Annotated in this window: 16 protein-coding genes and 2 pseudogenes; 7 read left to right on the plus strand and 11 right to left on the minus strand. The window is 71.4% G+C overall.

The features are described 5' to 3' along the window. Positions 1–14: 14 nt before the first annotated feature. Positions 15–596, minus strand: a complete 582-nt coding sequence (locus GA0070604_RS16210; protein ID WP_091118700.1) for a hypothetical protein — start codon at positions 594–596, stop codon at positions 15–17. A gap of 925 nt (positions 597–1521) precedes the next feature. On the opposite strand from GA0070604_RS16210, the gene GA0070604_RS16215 reads away from it, so the two are divergent. Both GA0070604_RS16215 and GA0070604_RS16220 read left to right on the plus strand, forming a co-directional pair. After that, a complete protein-coding gene (locus GA0070604_RS16215) occupies positions 1522–1848 on the plus strand; it encodes a hypothetical protein (protein WP_091118701.1) in 327 nt (108 codons plus the stop codon). After that, complete coding sequence (locus GA0070604_RS16220; RefSeq protein ID WP_091118702.1) at positions 1845–2498, plus strand: nucleotidyl transferase AbiEii/AbiGii toxin family protein; 654 nt, start codon at positions 1845–1847, stop codon at positions 2496–2498. The genes GA0070604_RS16215 and GA0070604_RS16220 overlap by 4 nt, the downstream gene beginning before the upstream one ends. Before the next feature lie 33 nt (positions 2499–2531). Here the strand turns inward: GA0070604_RS16220 and GA0070604_RS16225 are convergent, their stop codons facing one another. Continuing rightward, a complete protein-coding gene (locus tag GA0070604_RS16225) occupies positions 2532–3434 on the minus strand; it encodes an SDR family oxidoreductase (protein ID WP_091127177.1) in 903 nt (300 codons plus the stop codon). Between the two features lie 220 nt (positions 3435–3654). Between GA0070604_RS16225 and GA0070604_RS16230 the strand changes: the two genes are divergently transcribed. Then, positions 3655–5454, plus strand: a complete 1800-nt coding sequence (locus GA0070604_RS16230; RefSeq protein ID WP_091118703.1) for a bifunctional metallophosphatase/5'-nucleotidase — start codon at positions 3655–3657, stop codon at positions 5452–5454. A gap of 63 nt (positions 5455–5517) precedes the next feature. On the opposite strand, the gene GA0070604_RS16235 is transcribed toward GA0070604_RS16230, so the two are convergent. Next, positions 5518–5706 (minus strand): hypothetical protein, encoded by a 189-nt coding sequence (locus GA0070604_RS16235; protein ID WP_244161932.1) that lies wholly within the window; start codon positions 5704–5706, stop codon positions 5518–5520. Between the two features lie 112 nt (positions 5707–5818). On the opposite strand from GA0070604_RS16235, the pseudogene GA0070604_RS16240 reads away from it, so the two are divergent. Then, positions 5819–6754 (plus strand): annotated as a pseudogene (locus GA0070604_RS16240) (alcohol dehydrogenase catalytic domain-containing protein); the annotation flags it as partial. A gap of 91 nt (positions 6755–6845) precedes the next feature. Here GA0070604_RS16240 and GA0070604_RS16245 read toward each other — a convergent pair. Beyond that, positions 6846–7991: a geranylgeranyl reductase family protein gene (locus GA0070604_RS16245; protein ID WP_091118705.1), complete on the minus strand. Its 1146-nt coding sequence runs from the start codon at positions 7989–7991 to the stop codon at positions 6846–6848. Positions 7992–8139: 148 nt separating this feature from the next. On the opposite strand from GA0070604_RS16245, the gene GA0070604_RS16250 reads away from it, so the two are divergent. Next, positions 8140–8376 carry a hypothetical protein gene (locus tag GA0070604_RS16250; protein ID WP_091118706.1) on the plus strand — a complete coding sequence of 79 codons (237 nt, stop codon included), beginning with the start codon at positions 8140–8142 and terminating at the stop codon, positions 8374–8376. A gap of 69 nt (positions 8377–8445) precedes the next feature. After that, positions 8446–9921 (plus strand): MFS transporter, encoded by a 1476-nt coding sequence (locus GA0070604_RS16255; RefSeq protein ID WP_091118707.1) that lies wholly within the window; start codon positions 8446–8448, stop codon positions 9919–9921. A 75-nt stretch (positions 9922–9996) separates the two neighbouring features. Here the strand turns inward: GA0070604_RS16255 and GA0070604_RS16260 are convergent, their stop codons facing one another. The 7 genes and pseudogenes from GA0070604_RS16260 to GA0070604_RS16290 form a co-directional block, all read right to left on the minus strand. Continuing rightward, on the minus strand, positions 9997–10578 hold the full coding sequence (locus GA0070604_RS16260) for a hypothetical protein (RefSeq protein WP_091118708.1): 582 nt from the start codon (positions 10576–10578) through the stop codon (positions 9997–9999). An 845-nt stretch (positions 10579–11423) separates the two neighbouring features. Further along, a complete protein-coding gene (locus tag GA0070604_RS16265) occupies positions 11424–12170 on the minus strand; it encodes a hypothetical protein (protein ID WP_091118709.1) in 747 nt (248 codons plus the stop codon). A gap of 246 nt (positions 12171–12416) precedes the next feature. Next, on the minus strand, positions 12417–13520 hold the full coding sequence (locus GA0070604_RS16270; protein WP_244161933.1) for a DUF3626 domain-containing protein: 1104 nt from the start codon (positions 13518–13520) through the stop codon (positions 12417–12419). 51 nt (positions 13521–13571) lie between these two features. Further along, positions 13572–14033 carry a VOC family protein gene (locus GA0070604_RS16275; protein WP_244161934.1) on the minus strand — a complete coding sequence of 154 codons (462 nt, stop codon included), beginning with the start codon at positions 14031–14033 and terminating at the stop codon, positions 13572–13574. Next, positions 14030–15196 (minus strand): annotated as a pseudogene (rho, locus tag GA0070604_RS16280) (transcription termination factor Rho); the annotation flags it as partial. The pseudogene rho and the gene GA0070604_RS16275, both read right to left, overlap by 4 nt. Before the next feature lie 722 nt (positions 15197–15918). Next, a complete protein-coding gene (locus tag GA0070604_RS16285; RefSeq protein ID WP_091118712.1) occupies positions 15919–16548 on the minus strand; it encodes an MBL fold metallo-hydrolase in 630 nt (209 codons plus the stop codon). Continuing rightward, entirely contained in the window at positions 16545–17633 is a 1089-nt protein-coding gene (locus tag GA0070604_RS16290; RefSeq protein ID WP_091118713.1) for an S-(hydroxymethyl)mycothiol dehydrogenase, read from the minus strand. Before GA0070604_RS16290 ends, GA0070604_RS16285 begins: the two co-directional genes overlap by 4 nt. A gap of 137 nt (positions 17634–17770) precedes the next feature. Here GA0070604_RS16290 and GA0070604_RS16295 point away from each other — a divergent pair, with 137 nt between their 5' ends. Further along, on the plus strand, positions 17771–18190 hold the full coding sequence (locus tag GA0070604_RS16295; RefSeq protein WP_091127179.1) for a hypothetical protein: 420 nt from the start codon (positions 17771–17773) through the stop codon (positions 18188–18190). The last annotated feature ends 10 nt before the right edge of the window (positions 18191–18200 follow it).

Genomic DNA, 18200 nt, shown 5'->3' on the forward strand with positions numbered 1-18200 from the left:
GTGTTCTGTGGTTGTCAGCTGTTCCAGTACTGGGCGACCAGGTCAGCGGCCTGCTGCTCCCACTGGGCGTAGGCATCCGGGTACGCCGACACCTGCACCGTCTGCGCGGCCTTGGTCAGCGGCATGTCCTGCCACCCGTCAACCTGCTTCAGACCCTTCAGGAACGCCGTCGTCGAGTACTCCGGATCGGTGATCTGCTCCGGCGAACCCCAACCACTGGACGGACGCTGCTGGAACAGACCCAGCGAGTCATGGTCATTGGCGTCGCCGAGGTGGCCCAGGTTCTCCAGCTTCGACTCCTGCAGACTCGTGGCGATCGACACCACCGCGGCCCGCTCCGGCATCCCGGCCTTCTTCGTCGCCGCGATGATCGCCTTCACGTTGCCGGTCTGCTCGTCGTTCAGACCGATCCTCGACTGCGCGCCCTGCACACCATGCGGGATCAGCTTGCCGCTGTCCGGCTTGTCGGCCTGCACGACGGCCGGGTTGGCGTGCACCGGCTCAGCCGCGTGAGCCGCGATCGGACCAGCGAACACACCACCGATGAAAGCCAGACCAGCAACACCAAGAACGCTCTTACGCAGCATCGTGTTCATGACAAAGCTCCATTCGGGGGTTGGCGCACACCCGCCGACAAAAGGGGGACGGCAAATTCTGTGTGCGCAAGCACCGTCAGGCGCTCAAAGCAAGGGGGGGAAAGTCATCGACCGGAACGCTCACGGGGCGAGGGGATCGCCTCTTCGCGGCGCCGGGACCATGTACAACGACCGACCACCCGGCATCATTCCCGGGGACCGGGGCCCGGGGGCTCACCCAAGCGGGCGGCCACTCCCCGAGGCAGGGTCTTCCTCGGCCGTGCACCCGGGTTCAACGACCCCCGACCCCCGACCATTCCGGCCTCAGGGATGCCACCCCACACTCCCGAACCGGATATCCAGCACAAAACGCGACACCGAGTGATCGTGAAACTCCGTGATCCACTCCATGTGCCGCAAACGGTGGTCACCGGCCCCGCTGAGACCACCACATACCGCACACGGAGTCGACCAAGGCTCGTCGGGGCCGGGCGGGCAGGCCGGGAGGAGGCCAGCTACACCCAGAGACAATCGGAGCAGGGTGATCCACTCCATGTGCCGCAAACGGTGGTCATTGGCCTCGCTGAGACCACCACATACCGCACACGGAGTCGACCAATGCCGGATCTGAGGCGGACGGGGCTCGGAAGGGCGGCATCCGGCACCCGCCGAGAACCCACATCCCGCGCGCAGAATCGGAGTCGGCCCAAGGTCAAACCGGGGCAGCGCGGAGGCTCGGAGGCGCCACTCCGCGCGAGGCGCAGCCAAGATGCGCACTACGGCCGCCAGGCGTGGGACGAGGGCTCAACTTCCCGGAAAGTGGTCCCCCGCTCACGCCCCGCGCACCGTGCCGCGCAAGCCGCGCACAGGCCGGCAGCGGCGAGCGGGCCGCGAACCTCGCGGGCGCAGGGGACGCAACGGACGTGGCAGGGGTTACCCTGACAGCATGGCGGCCACCACCAGTGCGTACCTCGCCCGGCCCGGGCGTCCCGCCGTGGTGGCCCGTACCCTCGCCGAGCTCACCGGCCCCACCCGGGGCATCGTCGAGCTGCCGGTACGCCTGATGTGGAGCAGCGAACGCGCCTTCGACCTCGATGACCCGGACGACCTGCTCTGGATGTACGAGAACGTGCTGCGGGAGACCAACCGGGTCGACGATCTGCGCGACCTGATCGACGGGCGGACACTGCGCCGGGTGTGGCGGCGGCTGAACCTGCCGCGGGGGGTACGCCTGGCGTGGGAGAGCCGGCACCGGGGCCTGCGTACCGCGTGAGCCATCTGCACGACTTCTACCGGGACGTGGCCCGGGTGGCCCTGGCCGCCGCCGGCCCGCACCGGTTCGTGCTCGGCGGCGGGGTGGCCTGGGCGGCGCACGGCCTGGTTACCCGGCCGACCGAGGACGTCGACCTCTTCGCCGACGTGGAGGGCGCCGCCGCCGCGGCGGCGGCCGAGGTGCGGGCCGCACTGGAGCTGGCCGGATACCAGGTCGTCGACGCGGACCCGGACAGCGAGCTGGCGGAGCTGTTCGACGGCTTCGACCGGGATCTGCGGGACTTCGTGGTGAGCCGGGACGGCCGACAGATCCGGCTCAGCCTGGCCCGGCTCGACCGGTATCGCAGCCCGGTGGTGATGGACCTCGGCCCGGTGATGGACGTCCGCGATCTGATCGCCAACAAGACCGCCGCGCTGGTCAACCGGCGGGAGGTGCGGGACTACATCGACGTCTCCGCCGCGCTCGGCCGGTACGAGGTGGCTGAGTTGCTGGCGCTGGCCCGCCAGGTGGACCCGGCGCTGGACATGGCGGACATCCGGGCGGCGGGAGGCTACCTGGACCAGCTCCCCGACCGGCGCTTCGCCCGTTACGGGCTCGACGCGGATCAGGTCGCCGAGGTCCGCCGCCGGATGGCCGCCTGGCCCCGCTGACCGGAGGGCGCCGGACGACGCCCGGGGCGGTCGTCATCGGGTCAGCTTGCCGCCGGTGACGCCGAGGATCTCCCCGGTGACGTAGCTGGACTCCTGCGAGGCGAAGAAGACGTACGCGGGGGCGAGTTCGGCGGGCTGGCCGGGGCGGCCCAGCGGCACCTCGGTGCCGAACTCCTTCACCTTCTCCTCGGGCATGGTGGCCGGGATCAGCGGCGTCCAGATCGGGCCGGGTGCGACGGCGTTGACCCGGATTCCCTGGTCGGCCAGGTCCAGCGCGAGCGCCTTGGTGAAGTTGACGATCGCCGCCTTGGTGGTGGCGTAGTCGAGCAGTTGCGGCGACGGGTTGAAGGCCTGGATCGATGAGGTGTTGATGATCACCGACCCCTCGCCCAGGTGCGGCACGGCCAGCTTGCAGAGCCAGAACATGGCGTACACGTTGGTCTTGAACACCCGGTCGAACTGTTCGGTGGTGACGCCGGCGAGGCCCTTGTCCTGGGCCATCTGGAAGGCCGCGTTGTTCACCAGGATGTCGATGCCGCCGAGGTCGCCCAGCGCCCGGTCGATCAACTGCCGGCAGTGGCTCTCGTCGGTGAGGTCGGTACGCACCGCGATGCCCTTGCGGCCGGCCTGCTCGATCAGCCGGACGGTGTCCCGGGCGTCGGCCTCCTCCTGCTCGCCGAGGTAGGAGACGAGCACGTCGGCCCCCTCCCGGGCGTACGCGATGGCGACCGCGCGGCCGATGCCGGAGTCGCCCCCGGTGATGACGGCCCGCTTTCCGGCGAGCCGGTCGCTGCCGCGGTAGGACTCCTCGCCGTGATCCGGCTTCGGTCCCATCCGCTGCACGGAACCCGGCACCGGTTGCTGCTGCGCGGGCTGTCCCTGCTGCTGGCCGTACTGGCGGCTGGGGTCCTGCTGGGTGTACTGGTCCTCGCTCACCGGCTCCTCCTCGTGCCGCTTCATCCCCTCGCGTCCAGTACCGCCCTACCCCCGCAGCCATGGCGGAAACGACGTGCGGGTGGCCCGGGTGTTACAGCCAGTCGACGGCTGGTGCCGATGAGGTGAAACACCTCGGGGCGATGTGGCGACTGTGACAGCAGGTGGTTATGGTGCGCAACGGCGCCTACGAGGCGCGTCAACCCCCATGGAAAGGCACCTCATGACCTCCTCCTCCGGCGCCTCACGCCGTCAGGTGCTGGCCGTCGCGGCGGCCGCCGCGACCGCTCCCCTGCTCGCCGGCTCCCCCGCGCAGGCGGGCGAGGCGAAGGGCAACGCCCCCAAGATCTGGGACCTGACCGTCCTCGGCACCTCCGACACCCACGGCAACGTCTACAACTGGGACTACTACAAGGACGCCGAGTACGACGACAGCCAGCACAACGACGTCGGCGTCGCGAAGCTGGCCACCCTGGTCAACCAGATCCGCGACGAGCGCAGGGGCAAGGCGACCCTGGTACTCGACGCCGGCGACACCATCCAGGGCACCCCGCTGGCCACGTACTACGCCAAGCAGGAGCCGATCACCGTCACCGGTGAGACGCACCCGATGGCCAACGCGATGAACGTGCTGAACTACGACGCCGTCACGCTGGGTAACCACGAGTTCAACTACGGCCTGCCGCTGCTGGCCAGGTGGATCGAGCAGCTCGGTTTCCCGGCTCTCGCCGCCAACGCGATCAACGAGAAGACCGGCAAGCCGGCCTACCTGCCGTACGTGATCAAGCCGGTCAACCTCGGCGGGCATGGCGCGCCGGCGCTGAACGTCGGCATCCTCGGCCTGACCAACCCCGGCGTGGCCATCTGGGACAAGGGCAACGTCGAGGGCAAGCTGGTCTTCGCCGGCATGGTCGAGACCGCCGCCAAGTGGGTGCCGATCATGCGGGAGCGCGGCGCCGACCTGGTCATCATCTCCGCCCACGGCGGCGACAGCGGCACCTCCAGCTACGGGCCGGAGCTGCCGAACGAGAACCCGGTCGCGATGATCGCCGAGCAGGTGCCGGGCATCGACGCGATCCTCTTCGGACACGCGCACAACGAGGTCCGGGAGAAGTTCGTCACCAACACCCGGACCGGCGAGCAGGTGCTGACCTCGGAGCCGTCGAAGTGGGGCCAGCGGCTGACCCGGATGGACTTCACCCTGACCCGGGAGAAGGGCCGCTGGAAGGTCGTCGCCAAGGGCGCCACCATGCTGAACACGAACACCGTGGTCGAGGATCCGGCGGTGCTCGCGGCCGTGCGCGGCCAGCACGCCAAGACGGTCGACTACGTCAACCAGGTCGTCGCGCGGTCCACCGTGGAGCTCTCCGCCGCCGAGTCGCGGTACCAGGACACCCCGATCCTGGACTTCATCAACCAGGTCCAGACCGACGTGGTGACCGCAGCGCTCGCCGGCACCGCGTACGCCGGGCTGCCGGTGCTGTCGATCGCGGCGCCGTTCAGCCGTACCGCGGTGTTCCCCGCCGGGGACGTGCGGATCCGCGACGTCGCGGGCCTCTACGTGTACGACAACACCCTCGAGGCGGTCGTGATGACCGGCGCCGAGGTGAAGGAGTACCTGGAGTACTCGGCGAAGTACTTCGTGACGCTGCCGGTCGGCGCCGCCGTCAACCCGGCGACCATCGCCGACCCGGCCGTGCCGGACTACAACTACGACACGATCTCGGGTGTCGACTACGACATCGACATCTCGAAGCCGGTCGGCCAGCGGATCACCCGCCTGGTCCTGCCGGGCACCGACACCCCGGTCCCCGCCGACGCCCAGTTCGTGGTCGCGGTGAACAACTACCGGCGCAGCGGTGGCGGCAACTTCCCCGGGATCGTGAAGACCCAGGTCTACAACGAGCAGCAGGAGATCCGGCAGCTGCTCATCGAGTGGGCACAGGCCAAGGGCGTCATCGACCCGGCCGACTTCTTCGTGCCGAACTGGAAGCTGGTCCGCGAGGGCGTGCCGGTCTTCTGACGCGTACCGGTCCGGCGGGCCGTGGGGTGGGTGCCACCCCCGGCCCGTCGGCCGTTTCCGGGCTCAGCCCGGACTGTTGCGCAGTGCCCACTCCTCGGGCCCGCCGGCCGGCTCCGGGCGGTCCCGCCGGGCGTCGGTCTCCGTCAACGCCATTCGGTCCTCGGGAGGCACCGCCGGCGGCAGTTCGCCGAAGCGAACGTGCCGAAGGAACGCGTACTCCTCGTCGGTGAACGACTCGTTCGGCTCGCTCATGACCGCATTGTGCGCCCGGTCGCACAACGCCCGCATCAACCTGGACGGCACGGGTAAGCCGCCGCGACGGACTGTCGAGACGAGGTGGAGGACAACCATGCGCGCGGTGCGGATGACCGCCCCCGGGGTGCTGGAGCAGACGGAGGTGCCCACCCCGGCGGCTGGACCGGGCGAGGTGCTGCTACGCGTCGGCGCGGTCGGCGCCTGCCACTCCGACCTGCACATCCTCGACGCGCCGGCGGGGATGTACCCCACCCCGATGACGCTGGGCCACGAGATCGCGGGCACCGTCGACCAGGTCGGCCCCGGGGTCTCCGGCTGGTCCCCCGGGGACCGGACCGCGGTGTACGGGATCATCGGCTGCGGCCGCTGCCGCGCCTGCCTGCGTGGGCTGGAGAACCAGTGCCGGGTCGTACCGGTGGGCGGCATCGGGCTCAGCCGTGACGGCGGGCTGGCCGAGTACGTGGTGGTGCCCGCGTCCCGGCTGCTGCACGTCGGGGACCTGGACCTGAGCCAGGCGGCGCCGCTCACCGACGCGGGGCTCACCCCGTACCACGCCATCGAGCTGGCGCGACCGAAGCTGCGCCCGGGCACCACCTGCGTGGTGATCGGGATCGGCGGACTGGGCCACATGGCGGTGCAGATCCTGGTGGCCACCACGGCGGTACGGATCATCGCCGTGGACACCAGCGTGGCGGCGCTGGACCTGGCGAGCCGGTTGGGCGCGCACGAGGTGGTGCAGGCCGGGCCGGACGCCGTGGAACGGATCCGGGCACTGGTGGGGCCGCCGCCGGACGGGGCGGACGTGGTGCTCGACTTCGTCGGGGCGGACCCCACCCTGACCACCGCCCGGCAGGTGGTCGCCACCGGCGGCAAGCTGCTGCTGGTCGGCCTCGCCGGGGGCACGCTCCCGGTCCGGCCGGTGGCCGACGAGCCACCGACCGTACCGCTGGAGACCGACGTCATGGTGCCGTTCTGGGGTACCCGGGCCGAGCTTCAGGAGGTGATCGCCCTGGGGCGGGCCGGGCAGTTGCACGCCGACGTGCAGACCTTTCCCCTCGATCGGGCGCCGGAGGCGTACGAGACGCTGCGCCGGGGGAGATCCACGGACGGGCGGTCATCGTGCCCTGATCGGCCGCTCAGGGCGACCCGTTCTGCCGCATCGGCGGCAGCCGGTCCAACATGGCCATACCCGCCCGGACCGGTCGTCGGGCCAGGGCCCGGTCGAAGCTGGTCCGGCCCTGGCAGAACCGGACGAACATCCGCCAGCCGGGTGGGGTGGCCAGCATCGCGTGGAACACGTCGGGCCGGCGCTCGAAGACCTCCAGCAGCCGGTGCCCCGCCCGCATCTCGGGCACCAGCCGCCGATTGACCTCGCGCTCGTACGCCGCCGGGTCGCCACCGGCCACCGCCTCGCCGGCCAGCCGGCCCGAACGCAGGGCGAAGCTGATCCCTTCCCGACTCCACGGTTCCAGCAGGCCGGCCGCGTCACCGGCGACCAGCACCCGACCACGGCGCAGCGGCGAGTCCTCCGTACGGCACCGGGTCAGGTGGCCCGAGTCGTGCTCCGGGGTCAGCTCGGACAGGCCGAGCCGCGCCACGAAGTCACGCAGGTAGGCCCGGGTCCGTTCCCCCTCGCCGCGCGCGGAGATGACGCCGACGGTGAGCCGGTCACCCTTGGGAAAGACCCAGGCGTACGAGCCGGGCACCGGCCCCCAGTCCAGGAGTATCCGGCCCCGCCAGCGCTCCTGCTCGGCGGGTGGGACCGGCAGTTCCACCTCCAGCCCCAGGTCGACCTGGCGGTGAGCCACCCCGACGTGCCGGGCGGTGACGCCGGAGGACCCGTCCGCGCCGACAACCACGCGGGCGCGTACGGTGTCGCCGTCGGCCAGCCGCAGGCGTACCTCGTCGGGGTCCTGCTCGACGGCGCGGACCGCGACGCCCTCACGGACCTCGGCCCCGGCGGCGACCGCGGCGGCCCGCAGCCGGTGGTCGAACTCCTCGCGGCGGATCATGCTCACCAGCGGCCCGGGATGCCGGCGGGTGAAGGCCCGTCGCCCGTCCCGGGTGAACGTGACCCGGTCGGCCCGGTCGTGGACCGGCACCTCGATCCGGTCGGCGACCTCGGCCAGCGACGTGCCGATCAGCCCGCCGCCGCAGGTCTTGTAGCGAGGGTGGGTGGCGCGTTCGAGCACCATTGTGCGCACGCCGGCCCGGGCCGCGGCGTGCGCGGCGGAGAGCCCGGCGGGGCCGGCACCGACGACGACCAGATCCCAGATGATCACTGGTGCAGCCTAGGGCACGACCCGTCCGGGGGCGCCCCACCGCGCCCGACGGCACCCCCCGTTCGGGTGGGCATCATCGGCGGCCCTCCGGGTAACCGCCGGGCGCAGACCACCCGCCGAGCGGGCGGGTCACGTCGAGGAGGGAACGATGCAGCAGGTACAGCTGTCCGACATCGAGCAACGGGTGTACCAGGCGGTGACTGCGCTGGAGGTGCGGGGGCACGTACCCTATCCCGGCATGATCGCCGAGGAGGCCGGGATGACCGAGGAGGAGCTGCGCGAGCCGCTGCACATGCTCACCGAACGGGGCCTGCTGCACCGCGAGGACTCCCCGATGGCGGGTCTGGACTTCGGGCCACGGTGGTGTGCGCGCCAGATGGCGTAGCCGCGCCGGTTGCCCCACGATGGGCCTGGTGGCGATCGGACACGTGAGCGACGGCCTTCGGGGGGCGCGATGAGCACGGACCGGTCGGCACCGGCGGACACCGCCGGATACGACGACCGGCGCCGCTGGCAGGCGCTCGGCGTCGGCCTGGTCGCCGCGTTCATGACGCTGCTGGACGTCAGCATCGTCAACGTGGCCGTACCGTCGATCGACCGGGCCCTGCACGCCACGCCGAGCGACCTGCAGTGGGTGCTGTCCGGGTACGCGCTCACCTTCGGCCTGATCCTGGTGCCGGCCGGGCGTTTCGGTGACGCACGCGGCCGGCGCAGCGCGTTCGTGGCCGGGCTGGTCCTGTTCACGCTGACCAGCGCGGTGGCCGGGCTGGCCAGCTCGCCACTGTGGCTGGTCATCGCCCGGCTCGTCCAGGGCGCCGCCGCCGGGGTGGTCAACCCCCAGGTGAGCGGCATGATCCAGCAGCTCTTCCGGGGCGCCGAACGGGGCCGGGCGTTCGGGCTGCTCGGCGCCACGATCGGCATCTCCACCGCCGTCGGCCCACTGCTCGGCGGGCTGCTCATCCAGCTCGGCGGCGAGCAACACGGCTGGCGGTACGTGTTCTTCGTGAACGTGCCGGTCGGCATCATCGCCGTACTGCTGGGCTGGCGGCTGATGCCCGCCCGACCCACCGGCGTACCCGACCGGCACCGACTCGACCCGATCGGCGTGCTGCTGCTCGGCGCCGGGGTGACCCTGGTGCTGCTCCCGCTGGTGCAGCAACAGCAGTGGCACAGCGGGACGAAGTGGTTGCTGATCCCGGCCGGACTGGTCTTCCTGGCCGCGTTCGGCCTGTGGGAGCGGCGGTACGCGCGCCTTCGGCAGCCCCTGTTCGACCTGCGGCTGTTCGGGCTGCGCTCGTACACCCTGGGGACGCTGATCGGTCTGCTCTACTTCGCCGGGTTCACCGCGATCTTCTTCATCTTCACCCTGTACCTACAGATCGGGCTCGGTTACAGCGCCCTCGCCGCCGGTCTGGCCATCACCCCGTTCGCCCTCGGTTCGGCGGTGGCGTCCGCGGTAGGCGGCCGGGTGGTCAACCGGTACGGCCGGCCACTGGTCGGTGTCGGCCTGCTGGTGGTGGTGGTCGGTCTCACCGCGACCGTGTGGGTGCTGCACGGCTCGTGGCATGTCTCAGTGCCGGTGCTGACCGCGGTGCCGTTCCTGGTGGCCGGGCTGGGCAGTGGTCTGGTCATCGCACCGAACCAGACGCTCGCCCTCTCCGAGGTGCCGGTGCCGCAGGCCGGCAGCGGGGCCGGCATGCTGCAGACCGGTCAGCGGATCGGGTCGGCCGCCGGAATCGCCGCGGTCGGCTCCCTGTTCTTCTCGACCCTGGCCGACACCCGGGGAGACTGGTCGACGGCGTTCCGGCATTCTCTGGTGCTGGCCGCCGGGATCATCGCGCTGGCGCTCGTCGCCGCGCTGGTCGACGTCGTGATGGGTCACCGTCGGTCCGGTCCTACCTCCCCGGCCCGCTCTGGCGCCGCATCCTGATCCTCGCGCAGACGCCGCTGGCCGGCACCCCGGTTGCGGGGTGCCGGCCAGCGGTTGTTCGTGATTCTGTGGTTGTCAGCTGTTCCAGTACTGGGCGACCAGGTCGGCGGCCTGCTGCTCCCACTGGGCGTAGGCATCCGGGTACGCCGACACCTGCACCGTCTGCGCGGCCTTGGTCAGCGGCATGTCCTGCCACCCGTCAACCTGCTTCAGACCCTTCAGGAACGCCATCGTCGAGTACTCCGGATCGGTGATCTGCTCCGGCGAACCCCAACCCGAGCTCGGGCGCTGCTGGAACAGACCCAGCGAGTCATGGTCATTGGCGTCGCCGAGGTGGCCCAGGTTCTCCAGCTTCGACTCCTGCAGACTCGTGGCGATCGACACCACCGCGGCCCGCTCCGGCATCCCGGCCTTCTTCGTCGCCGCGATGATCGCCTTCACGTTGCCGGTCTGCTCGTCGTTCAGACCGATCCTCGACTGCGTGCCCTGCACACCATGCGGGATCAGCTTGCCGCTGTCCGGCTTGTCGGCCTGTACGACGGCCGGGTTGGCGTGCACCGGCTCAGCGGCGTGAGCCGCGATCGGACCAGCGAACACACCACCGGTGAAAGCCAGACCAGCAACACCAAGAACGCTCTTACGCAGCATCGTGTTCATGACAAAGCTCCATTCGGGGGTTGGCGCACACCCGCCGACAAAAGGGGAGACGGCAAATTCTGTGTGCGCAAGCACCGTCAGGCGCTCAAAAGAGAAGGGGGAAAGTCATCGACCGGAACGCTCACGGGGCGAGGGGATCGCCTCTTCGCGGCGCCGGGACCATGTACAACGACCGACCACCCGGCGTCATTCCCGGGATCGGCCCACCCGCCGACGCGGGCGGCCCGGGGCCTGGGGGCTCCTTGGTCGTGCAGCCATGTACAACGACCCCCGCCCGTCGGCCATTCCGCCCGCAGGATGCCGCCCCTCACCCCCGAACCGGACATCCAGCGCAAAACGTGGCGCCGGTTGATCGCGGAACTCCGTGATCCACTCCATGTGCCGCAAACGGTGGTCACCGGCCCCGCCGAGACCACCACATGCCGCACACGGAGTCGATCAAGACCCGGCCGAAGCCGGGCGGCCGACCGGACCCCCTCACTCCACCCAAGCCGGCAGTCAACGCCGCCGAAGCGGGCATCCCCCGCAAACCGCGCCCCCAGGCGGTCGCGAGCTCGGGTGATCCACTCCATATCGCGTAAATGGTGGCCACCGGCCCTGCCGAGACCACCACATACCGCACACGGAGCCGACCAAGGCCCGTCGAGGCGCGGGCGGGCAGGCACGAAAGAGCACCAGCCACACCCAAGACCCGATGATCCACTCCGTGTGCCGCAAACGGTGGTCACCGGCCCCGCCGAGACCACCACATACCGCACACGGAGTCGATCAATGGCTGGTCAAAGGGGGAGACGGAACCGGCCGGCCCCTGGACAGGGGCCGGCCGGTTCCGGAAGAAGCAGGACTCACCAGACCTGCTGGACGATGTCCGCCGCCTGGTCCTCCCACTGCGCGTACGCGTACGGGTAGGCGGACACCTGGACGGTCTGCGCGGCCGTGGTCAGCGGCAGGTCGCGCCAACCGCCGACGTTCTTCAGCGCGTTGAAGAACGCCTTGGCGGCGTAGTCCGGGTTGGTGATCTGGTCGGGCGTGCCCCAACCGGACGACGGGCGCTGCTGGAACAGGCCCTGCGAGTCGTGGTCGTTGTACATGCCGAGGTGGCCGAGGTTGTACAGCTTCGACTCCTGCAACGAGGTGGCGACGCCGATCACGGCGCCCCGCTCCCCCACGCCGGTCTCCTTGGCGGCCTTGACGATGGCCTTGGCGTTGGAGATCTGGGCGTTGTCGAGCGGGATACGCGACTGCGCGCCCTCGACGCCGTACGGCACGAGCTTGTCGCGGCTGGGCGGGTTGGCCTTGGTGGGAACCTTGTCGGCGCCGGTGGTGAGCTCGGATTCGGCGACCGCCGTCTTGTTGCCGGTGGCCAGGTCGATGGCGGCGACGGCGCCGGCGTGCGGTCCGGTGGTGACCGGGGCGGCGACGGCGGTCGGGCCGAACGCCAGGCCGCCCAGGACGGCAACGCCCGAGACGGTCAGTACGGCCTTACGGTGCGGGGTCTTCGCGATGGCGGGGAGCCACCGGGTGACGAGCTCGGCGGTGCGGTGCGAGGTCTGTTCGATGGCGGGGAGCCATCGAGTGAAGTGCTGCTTCACGATGGTTGCCCTTTCGATCGTCATGACGCGCTCCGGGGTGAGCGGGCCTCGGGGGAACTACTGGCCGGTACGGGGTTTGCGCTTCCGGGGTACTGGGGACACAACCAGCTTGCCGTGTCGGTCATTCCGGATATGCCGGAGAGGCACCGGGCTGCGGCGCAGGTCACCATGGGTGCGGGATGGGCCGGCAGCGGGCGTACCGGGAGGGCGGAGACGGAGCGCGCGGGTCGAAACGGGAGGCCGGTCTCAGCCAGCGGCAGGCGTGCCGAACCGGACGACAACGTGCCAGAGCTGCTTGAGGTGCTGAAGGGTGACCTCGGCCGGACCTCGGTCGGCCCACCGTTCCGGCTCCCGTACCAGCGACGCGGCCGCGCGGCCGATCAGTGCGGCATGCACCGGCTCTCCCGGGCGGGCGAACTGCGCGTGCACTCGGGCTGCGAGCGGTGGGATGGCCGGGCCGCGGAACTCGGCGTCGACCCCGTCGACCGGCAGCTCGAACCCGCAGTGCCAGTGCAGCGGGAAGCCGTGCCGCCGGGCGATCCCGGCGAGGATCCGCCCGGCCTCCGTACCCCGGAACGACGGGTCGACCACCAGCGTTTCGACGTCCCGAGCGAGGCTCACCTCGCCGTGGATCTGCGCCTCGATGTAGTCGTCCAACGCCCGCCCGGCCACGGTCGATTCCCGCTTCCGGTTGCCGAGCAGCGTACGCAGCAGCGTGTCGGTGTCCATGCCGGCGAGGCCGAGGCTCACGCCGGTGCCGGCGGTGGCCCCGAGCAGCGCGGCGAGTACCGGTTCGAAGACGTCGAGGGTGCCGACGTCCTTCGGCTGGGTGTGGCTGTCGCCGAAACAGAGGGTGGCCCGGTGGAGCGCCTCGGGGCGCAGCCGCAGGTGGCAGGAGCCGAACCGGGGGCAGGCCCCGTCGACATGGTCGAGCAGGTTCAGGCCACCGTACTTCGGGCGCTCCGCGGGGAGCACGCCCGGCCGCTGGTACGCCCCGCCGAACAGCGTCCCCTCCCAGCGGTCCCGGTCACCGCCGGGGAACGCGGTCAGCCCGCCGTTGGAGATGCCCGTCTCGAACTGGCTGCGGTAGACGCCGTCCTGGTCCAGCGCCTCGGCCACCGTACGGCCGTCGCGTAGCAGGCGGTCCGGGTGGAAGTTGAGCGTCAGCCGACCGTACGCGGCGACCGCCGCGACCACCTGCTCCGCCTGGTGCGCGGTCCCGGAGCCGGCGAGGTGCCGGGCGATGGCGGCAAGGGCCGCGGGACGGTCCCGCAGCGCCACGCGGCGGACGTGTCGCAGGGCGGCGGCCTGCGCCGGGGTCAGCCCGGGCGCGGTGACGGGGTCGGGCACCGCGCGAGGGTATCAACGGCCGGGCGGCCGGGCGCAGCGGATTGCCGGCGGTCAGACGTCGGTGCCGAAGCCGTCCGTGGCCGCACGTTCCGCCGGGGTACGCAGCTCCTGGAACACGGTGAGGTGGAGGCCGGCCGGGGCGTCGAGGCGGGCGTTGAGGGACTGCCACGGGGTGACGGTCGGCGGAGCGACCTCGGTGGCACCCGCCGCGACCAGACGTTCGGTCATCGTGCGGCTGTCGTCCACCTCGAACGCCACCCGCAGGCGCGGTGCGACCTGCCGGCCGACCTCCACCTCGTCGATCATTCGCTTCTGCGCGGGATTCGCCAGCTCCAGGGTGGCCCGGCCGGCCTCCAGGATCACCACCCGCGCGCCGTCGCCACCCGAGTACGCCGCCTGCTCGGGCAGGCCCAGGGCGTCGCGGAAGAAGGCGACGGCCGCGTCGTAGTCCTCGGCCTCGACGACGAGGCGGAGCTGGCGTACGGTCGGCGGCTCGTTTCCCGGCATGGTCATGACCGTTGAGGATAGTTGCCGGCGGCACCGAGCCGGATGAGGAACTGGGCGTTGCCCGCTGTGGCGGTGAGCTGGTGCAGCAGCCGGTCCAGGGCGGCCTGGCGGTCCATCGGGGACAACGCGGATCGCAGGCCCCGCAGGCGATGCCGCTCGACCTCGGTGAGCAGCAGCTCCTCCCGACGGGTGCCGGAGGCACGGACGTCTACGGCCGGGAAGGTGCGCCGCTCGGCCAGCGCGCGGTCCAGTCGCAGCTCGGCGTTGCCGGTGCTCTTGAGCTCCTCGTGGATGAGCGTGTCCGCGGCCGAACCGGTGTCCACCAGCGCCGAGGCGAGGATGGTCAGCGAGCCGCCCTCCTCAACCGCGCGGGCCGCGGCGAGCAGCCGCTTCGGCGGGTTCAGCGCGGCGATGTCGACCCCACCGGAGAGCGTACGGCCGGCGGACCGTACGGAGAGGTTGTAGGCGCGGCCCAGCCGGGTCACCGAGTCGAGCAGCACGACCACGTCGTGCCCCAGCTCGACCAGACGCTTCGCCCGCTCGATCGCCAACTCCGCCACCGTGGTGTGGTCCTGCGGCGGCCGGTCGAACGTGGCCGCGATGACCTCGCCCTTCACCGACCGAGAAAAGTCGGTGACCTCTTCCGGCCGCTCGTCGACCAGCACCACCATCAGGTGGCACTCCGGGTTGTTACGGGTGATCGCGTTCGCGATCGCCTGCAACACCATCGTCTTGCCCGCCTTCGGCGGCGAGACGATCAGCGCCCGCTGGCCCTTGCCGATCGGCATGACCAGATCGATGACCCGGGTGGTCAGGATGTGCGGCTCGGTCTCCAGCCGCAGCCGCTCCTGCGGGTACAGCGGGGTGAGCTTGTAGAACTCCGGCCGACGCCGCGCCTCCTCCGGCTCCATCCCGTTGACGGTGTCGAGGCGTACCAGCGGGGCGTGCCGGCCACGGTGGGGCGGGGCGGCGACCGCGCCGGTCACCAGGTCCCCGCGACGCAGACCGTACCGGCGTAGTTGGGCGGGCGGGACGTACACGTCCGCGGCCGAGGGCAGGTAGCCGGCGACCCGGATCAGGGCGTGGTCGTCGACGGTGTCGACGATGCCGGTGACGGGGGCCGGCGTCGAGGTGTCGGTGTTGTTCATCGGGTGCCTTTCGGTGGGCCCCGCGACGGGGGCCAGAGGTGGGAACGTGGGCGGAACAGGTCATGACGTACGAAGAAGCCGGAAGGTTGAGGCACACCTGGTGCGGGCCGCGTCGAATGCCCGACCGGGCCGTGACAGCGCACTGTCGGTGGTGACGGCGACGGGCCTGCCGCCGCGGGCCGCTCGGCAATCGGAGGCCGGACCGGCGAGGAGGTCGCGACGGCGGATCCACGCGACTGTCGACGATGATCCGTGACCGCGCCGGCGACGTGCCGCGACGGTCGGGATGAGGGAGACTCCGGGTGGCGCTGCGCGCCGGCATCCGGTTCCGTCGGCAGGATAACCCGACAGCATCGGGCAGGACAAGCAGCTCGCGGCCGGAAGGCCGGCTGCGGGGCCGCCAGTCTCGCGGCTCGACGCGTAGGGTTGCCCGATGCCAAGATCAGCATCTCCGCTGTACGACGACGTTCGCCAACTCGCGGTCTCGGCCGCGGCTGTCGACGGCACCGTGGGCGCGCTGCTGGGCAACCACGAGGCACAACTGCTCGCCGCGCTCCGGTTCGGCTCCGCGCCGGTCGCCGGGTGGGAAGAGCCCGGCGGCTTCCGAGGTGGTCGGGCGCGCTTCGGCGGGCGTGAGAACGACCTGCGCCGGCTGACACCGCAGCACGTCGCCTGGATCAGCAGCCTACCCGCGGTCGCGGTGGTCGACGGTTACCTGCTCGTACTGCACGGAACCGGCGCGCTCAGTGACCCCGGGCGATCCACTCGTCGAGGTGCGGCGCCTCGGCGCCGATGGTGGTGTCGTCGCCGTGTCCGGTGTGGACGACCGTCTCCGGCGGCAGGGTGAGCAGCCGGGTCCGGATCGACTCGATGATGGTGCCGAAGTCGCTGTAGGAGCGGCCGGTCGCGCCCGGACCGCCGGCGAACAGGGTGTCGCCGGTGAAGACCGTGCCGAGGTCGGGGGCGTAGAGGCTGCACGCGCCCGGGCTGTGGCCGGGGGTGTGCAGCACCCGCAGCGTGGTGCCGCCGACCGCGACGGTCTGACCGTCACCCAGCGCACCATCGGGCGGGGTGTCGGGGTGGACCAGGTCCCAGAGCACCCGGTCGGCGGGGTGCAGCAGCACCGGGGCGCCGGTGGCACGGGCCAGCTCGGGCGCGACGCGTACGTGGTCGTCGTGGGCGTGGGTGGCCAGGATGGCGACCACCCGGCGGTCGCCGACGACCTTGCGGATGGCGGCCACGTCGTGCGGCGCGTCGACGACGACGCACTCGGTGTCGTCGCCGATCACCCAGACGTTGTTGTCGACGTCGAAGGTCTGCCCGTCCAGCGAGAACGTGCCGGAGGTGACGGTGTGGTCGACGCGGGCGGTCACGGGAAGATCACCACCGAGCGGAGCACGTCGCCGTGGTGCATCCGGGTGAACGCCTCCTCGACCTGGTCGAGGGCGATCTCCTCGGTGACGAACGCGTCCAGGTCGAGACGGCCCTGCCGGTACAGCTCGGTGAGCATCGGGAAGTCACGGCTCGGCAGGCAGTCGCCGTACCAGCTGGACTTGAGCGCGCCGCCGCGACCGAAGACGTCCAGCAGCGGCAGCTCGATCCGCATCTCCGGGGTGGGTACGCCCACCAGCACCACCGTCCCGGCCAGGTCCCGGGCGTAGAAGGCCTGCTTCCAGGTCTCGGGGCGGCCCACCGCCTCGATCACCACGTCGGCGCCGAACCCGCCGGTCGCGGCGCGGATCGCCTCGACCGGGTCGTCCTCGGAGGCGTTGACGGTGTGCGTGGCGCCGAACCGGCGCGCCCAGTCGAGCTTGCGGGAGTCGGTGTCGACCGCGATGATCGTGGTCGCCCCGGCCAGGGCCGCGCCGGCCACCGCGGCGTCGCCGACGCCGCCGCAGCCGATCACCGCGACCGAGTCGCCCCGGGTCACCTGGCCGGTGTTCATCGCCGCGCCGAGCCCGGCCATCACCCCACAGCCGAGCAGACCGACGGCGGCGGGCCGGGCGGCCGGGTCGACCTTGGTGCACTGACCGGCATGGACGAGGGTCTTCTCGGCGAACGCGCCGATGCCGAGGGCGGGTGTGAGCTCGGTGCCGTCGGTGAGGGTCATCCGCTGGGCGGCGTTGTGGGTGTTGAAGCAGTACCACGGGCGGCCCCGGCGGCAGGCCCGGCACTGCCCGCAGACCGCCCGCCAGTTGAGCACCACGAAGTCGCCGGGGGCCACGTCCGTGACGCCCGGCCCGACCTGCTCGACGATCCCGGCGGCCTCGTGGCCGAGCAGGAACGGATAGTCGTCGGTGATGCCGCCCTCGCGGTAGTGCAGGTCGGTGTGGCACACCCCGCAGGACTGGACCCGGACCACCGCCTCGCCCGGCCCCGGGTCCGGCACCACGATCGTGGTGACCTCCACCGGCGCGCCCTTGCGCCGCGACACGACTCCCCGGACTTCCTGGCTCACGGTCCCTCCCGCCTGCGTCGGTCTCCTACCCCGTGAACCTACCGCCGATCACCACGGTGGCCCACCCGGTGCGCGGCGGTTATCTCGCGCGTCCCCGGGTACGCGGGAGTCGTTCTCCGGATCCGACGGGAGTGATCATGAAGCTGACGCACACGCCGCTCCGGCTCAGCATCGGCGCGTTCATCCTGAATTCCGGGCTCAGCAAACGCGGCCTGGAGGGCGAGTCGGCGCAGGCGGTGCACGGCATGGCCGTCGGCGCGATCCCCCAGCTGAAACAGATCGAGCCGGACCGGTTCGGAAAACTGCTGTCCCGGGGCGAGATCGCCCTCGGCGCCGCGCTGCTCACGCCATTCGTGCCGTCGCTGCTCGCCGGTGCGGCGTTGACCGCCTTCGGCGCCGGGCTGGTGCAGCTCTATCTCAAGACACCCGGTATGCGGGAGGAGAACAGCCTGCGCCCCACCCAGGCCGGCACCGGCATCGCCAAGGACGTGTGGCTGGTCGGCGCGGGACTCACCCTGATGCTGGACTCGCTGACCCACGGTCGAAGGCACCGCTGACACCAGGTCG

This window comes from Micromonospora eburnea, assembly GCF_900090225.1.
GTDB classification, from domain to species: domain Bacteria; phylum Actinomycetota; class Actinomycetes; order Mycobacteriales; family Micromonosporaceae; genus Micromonospora; species Micromonospora eburnea.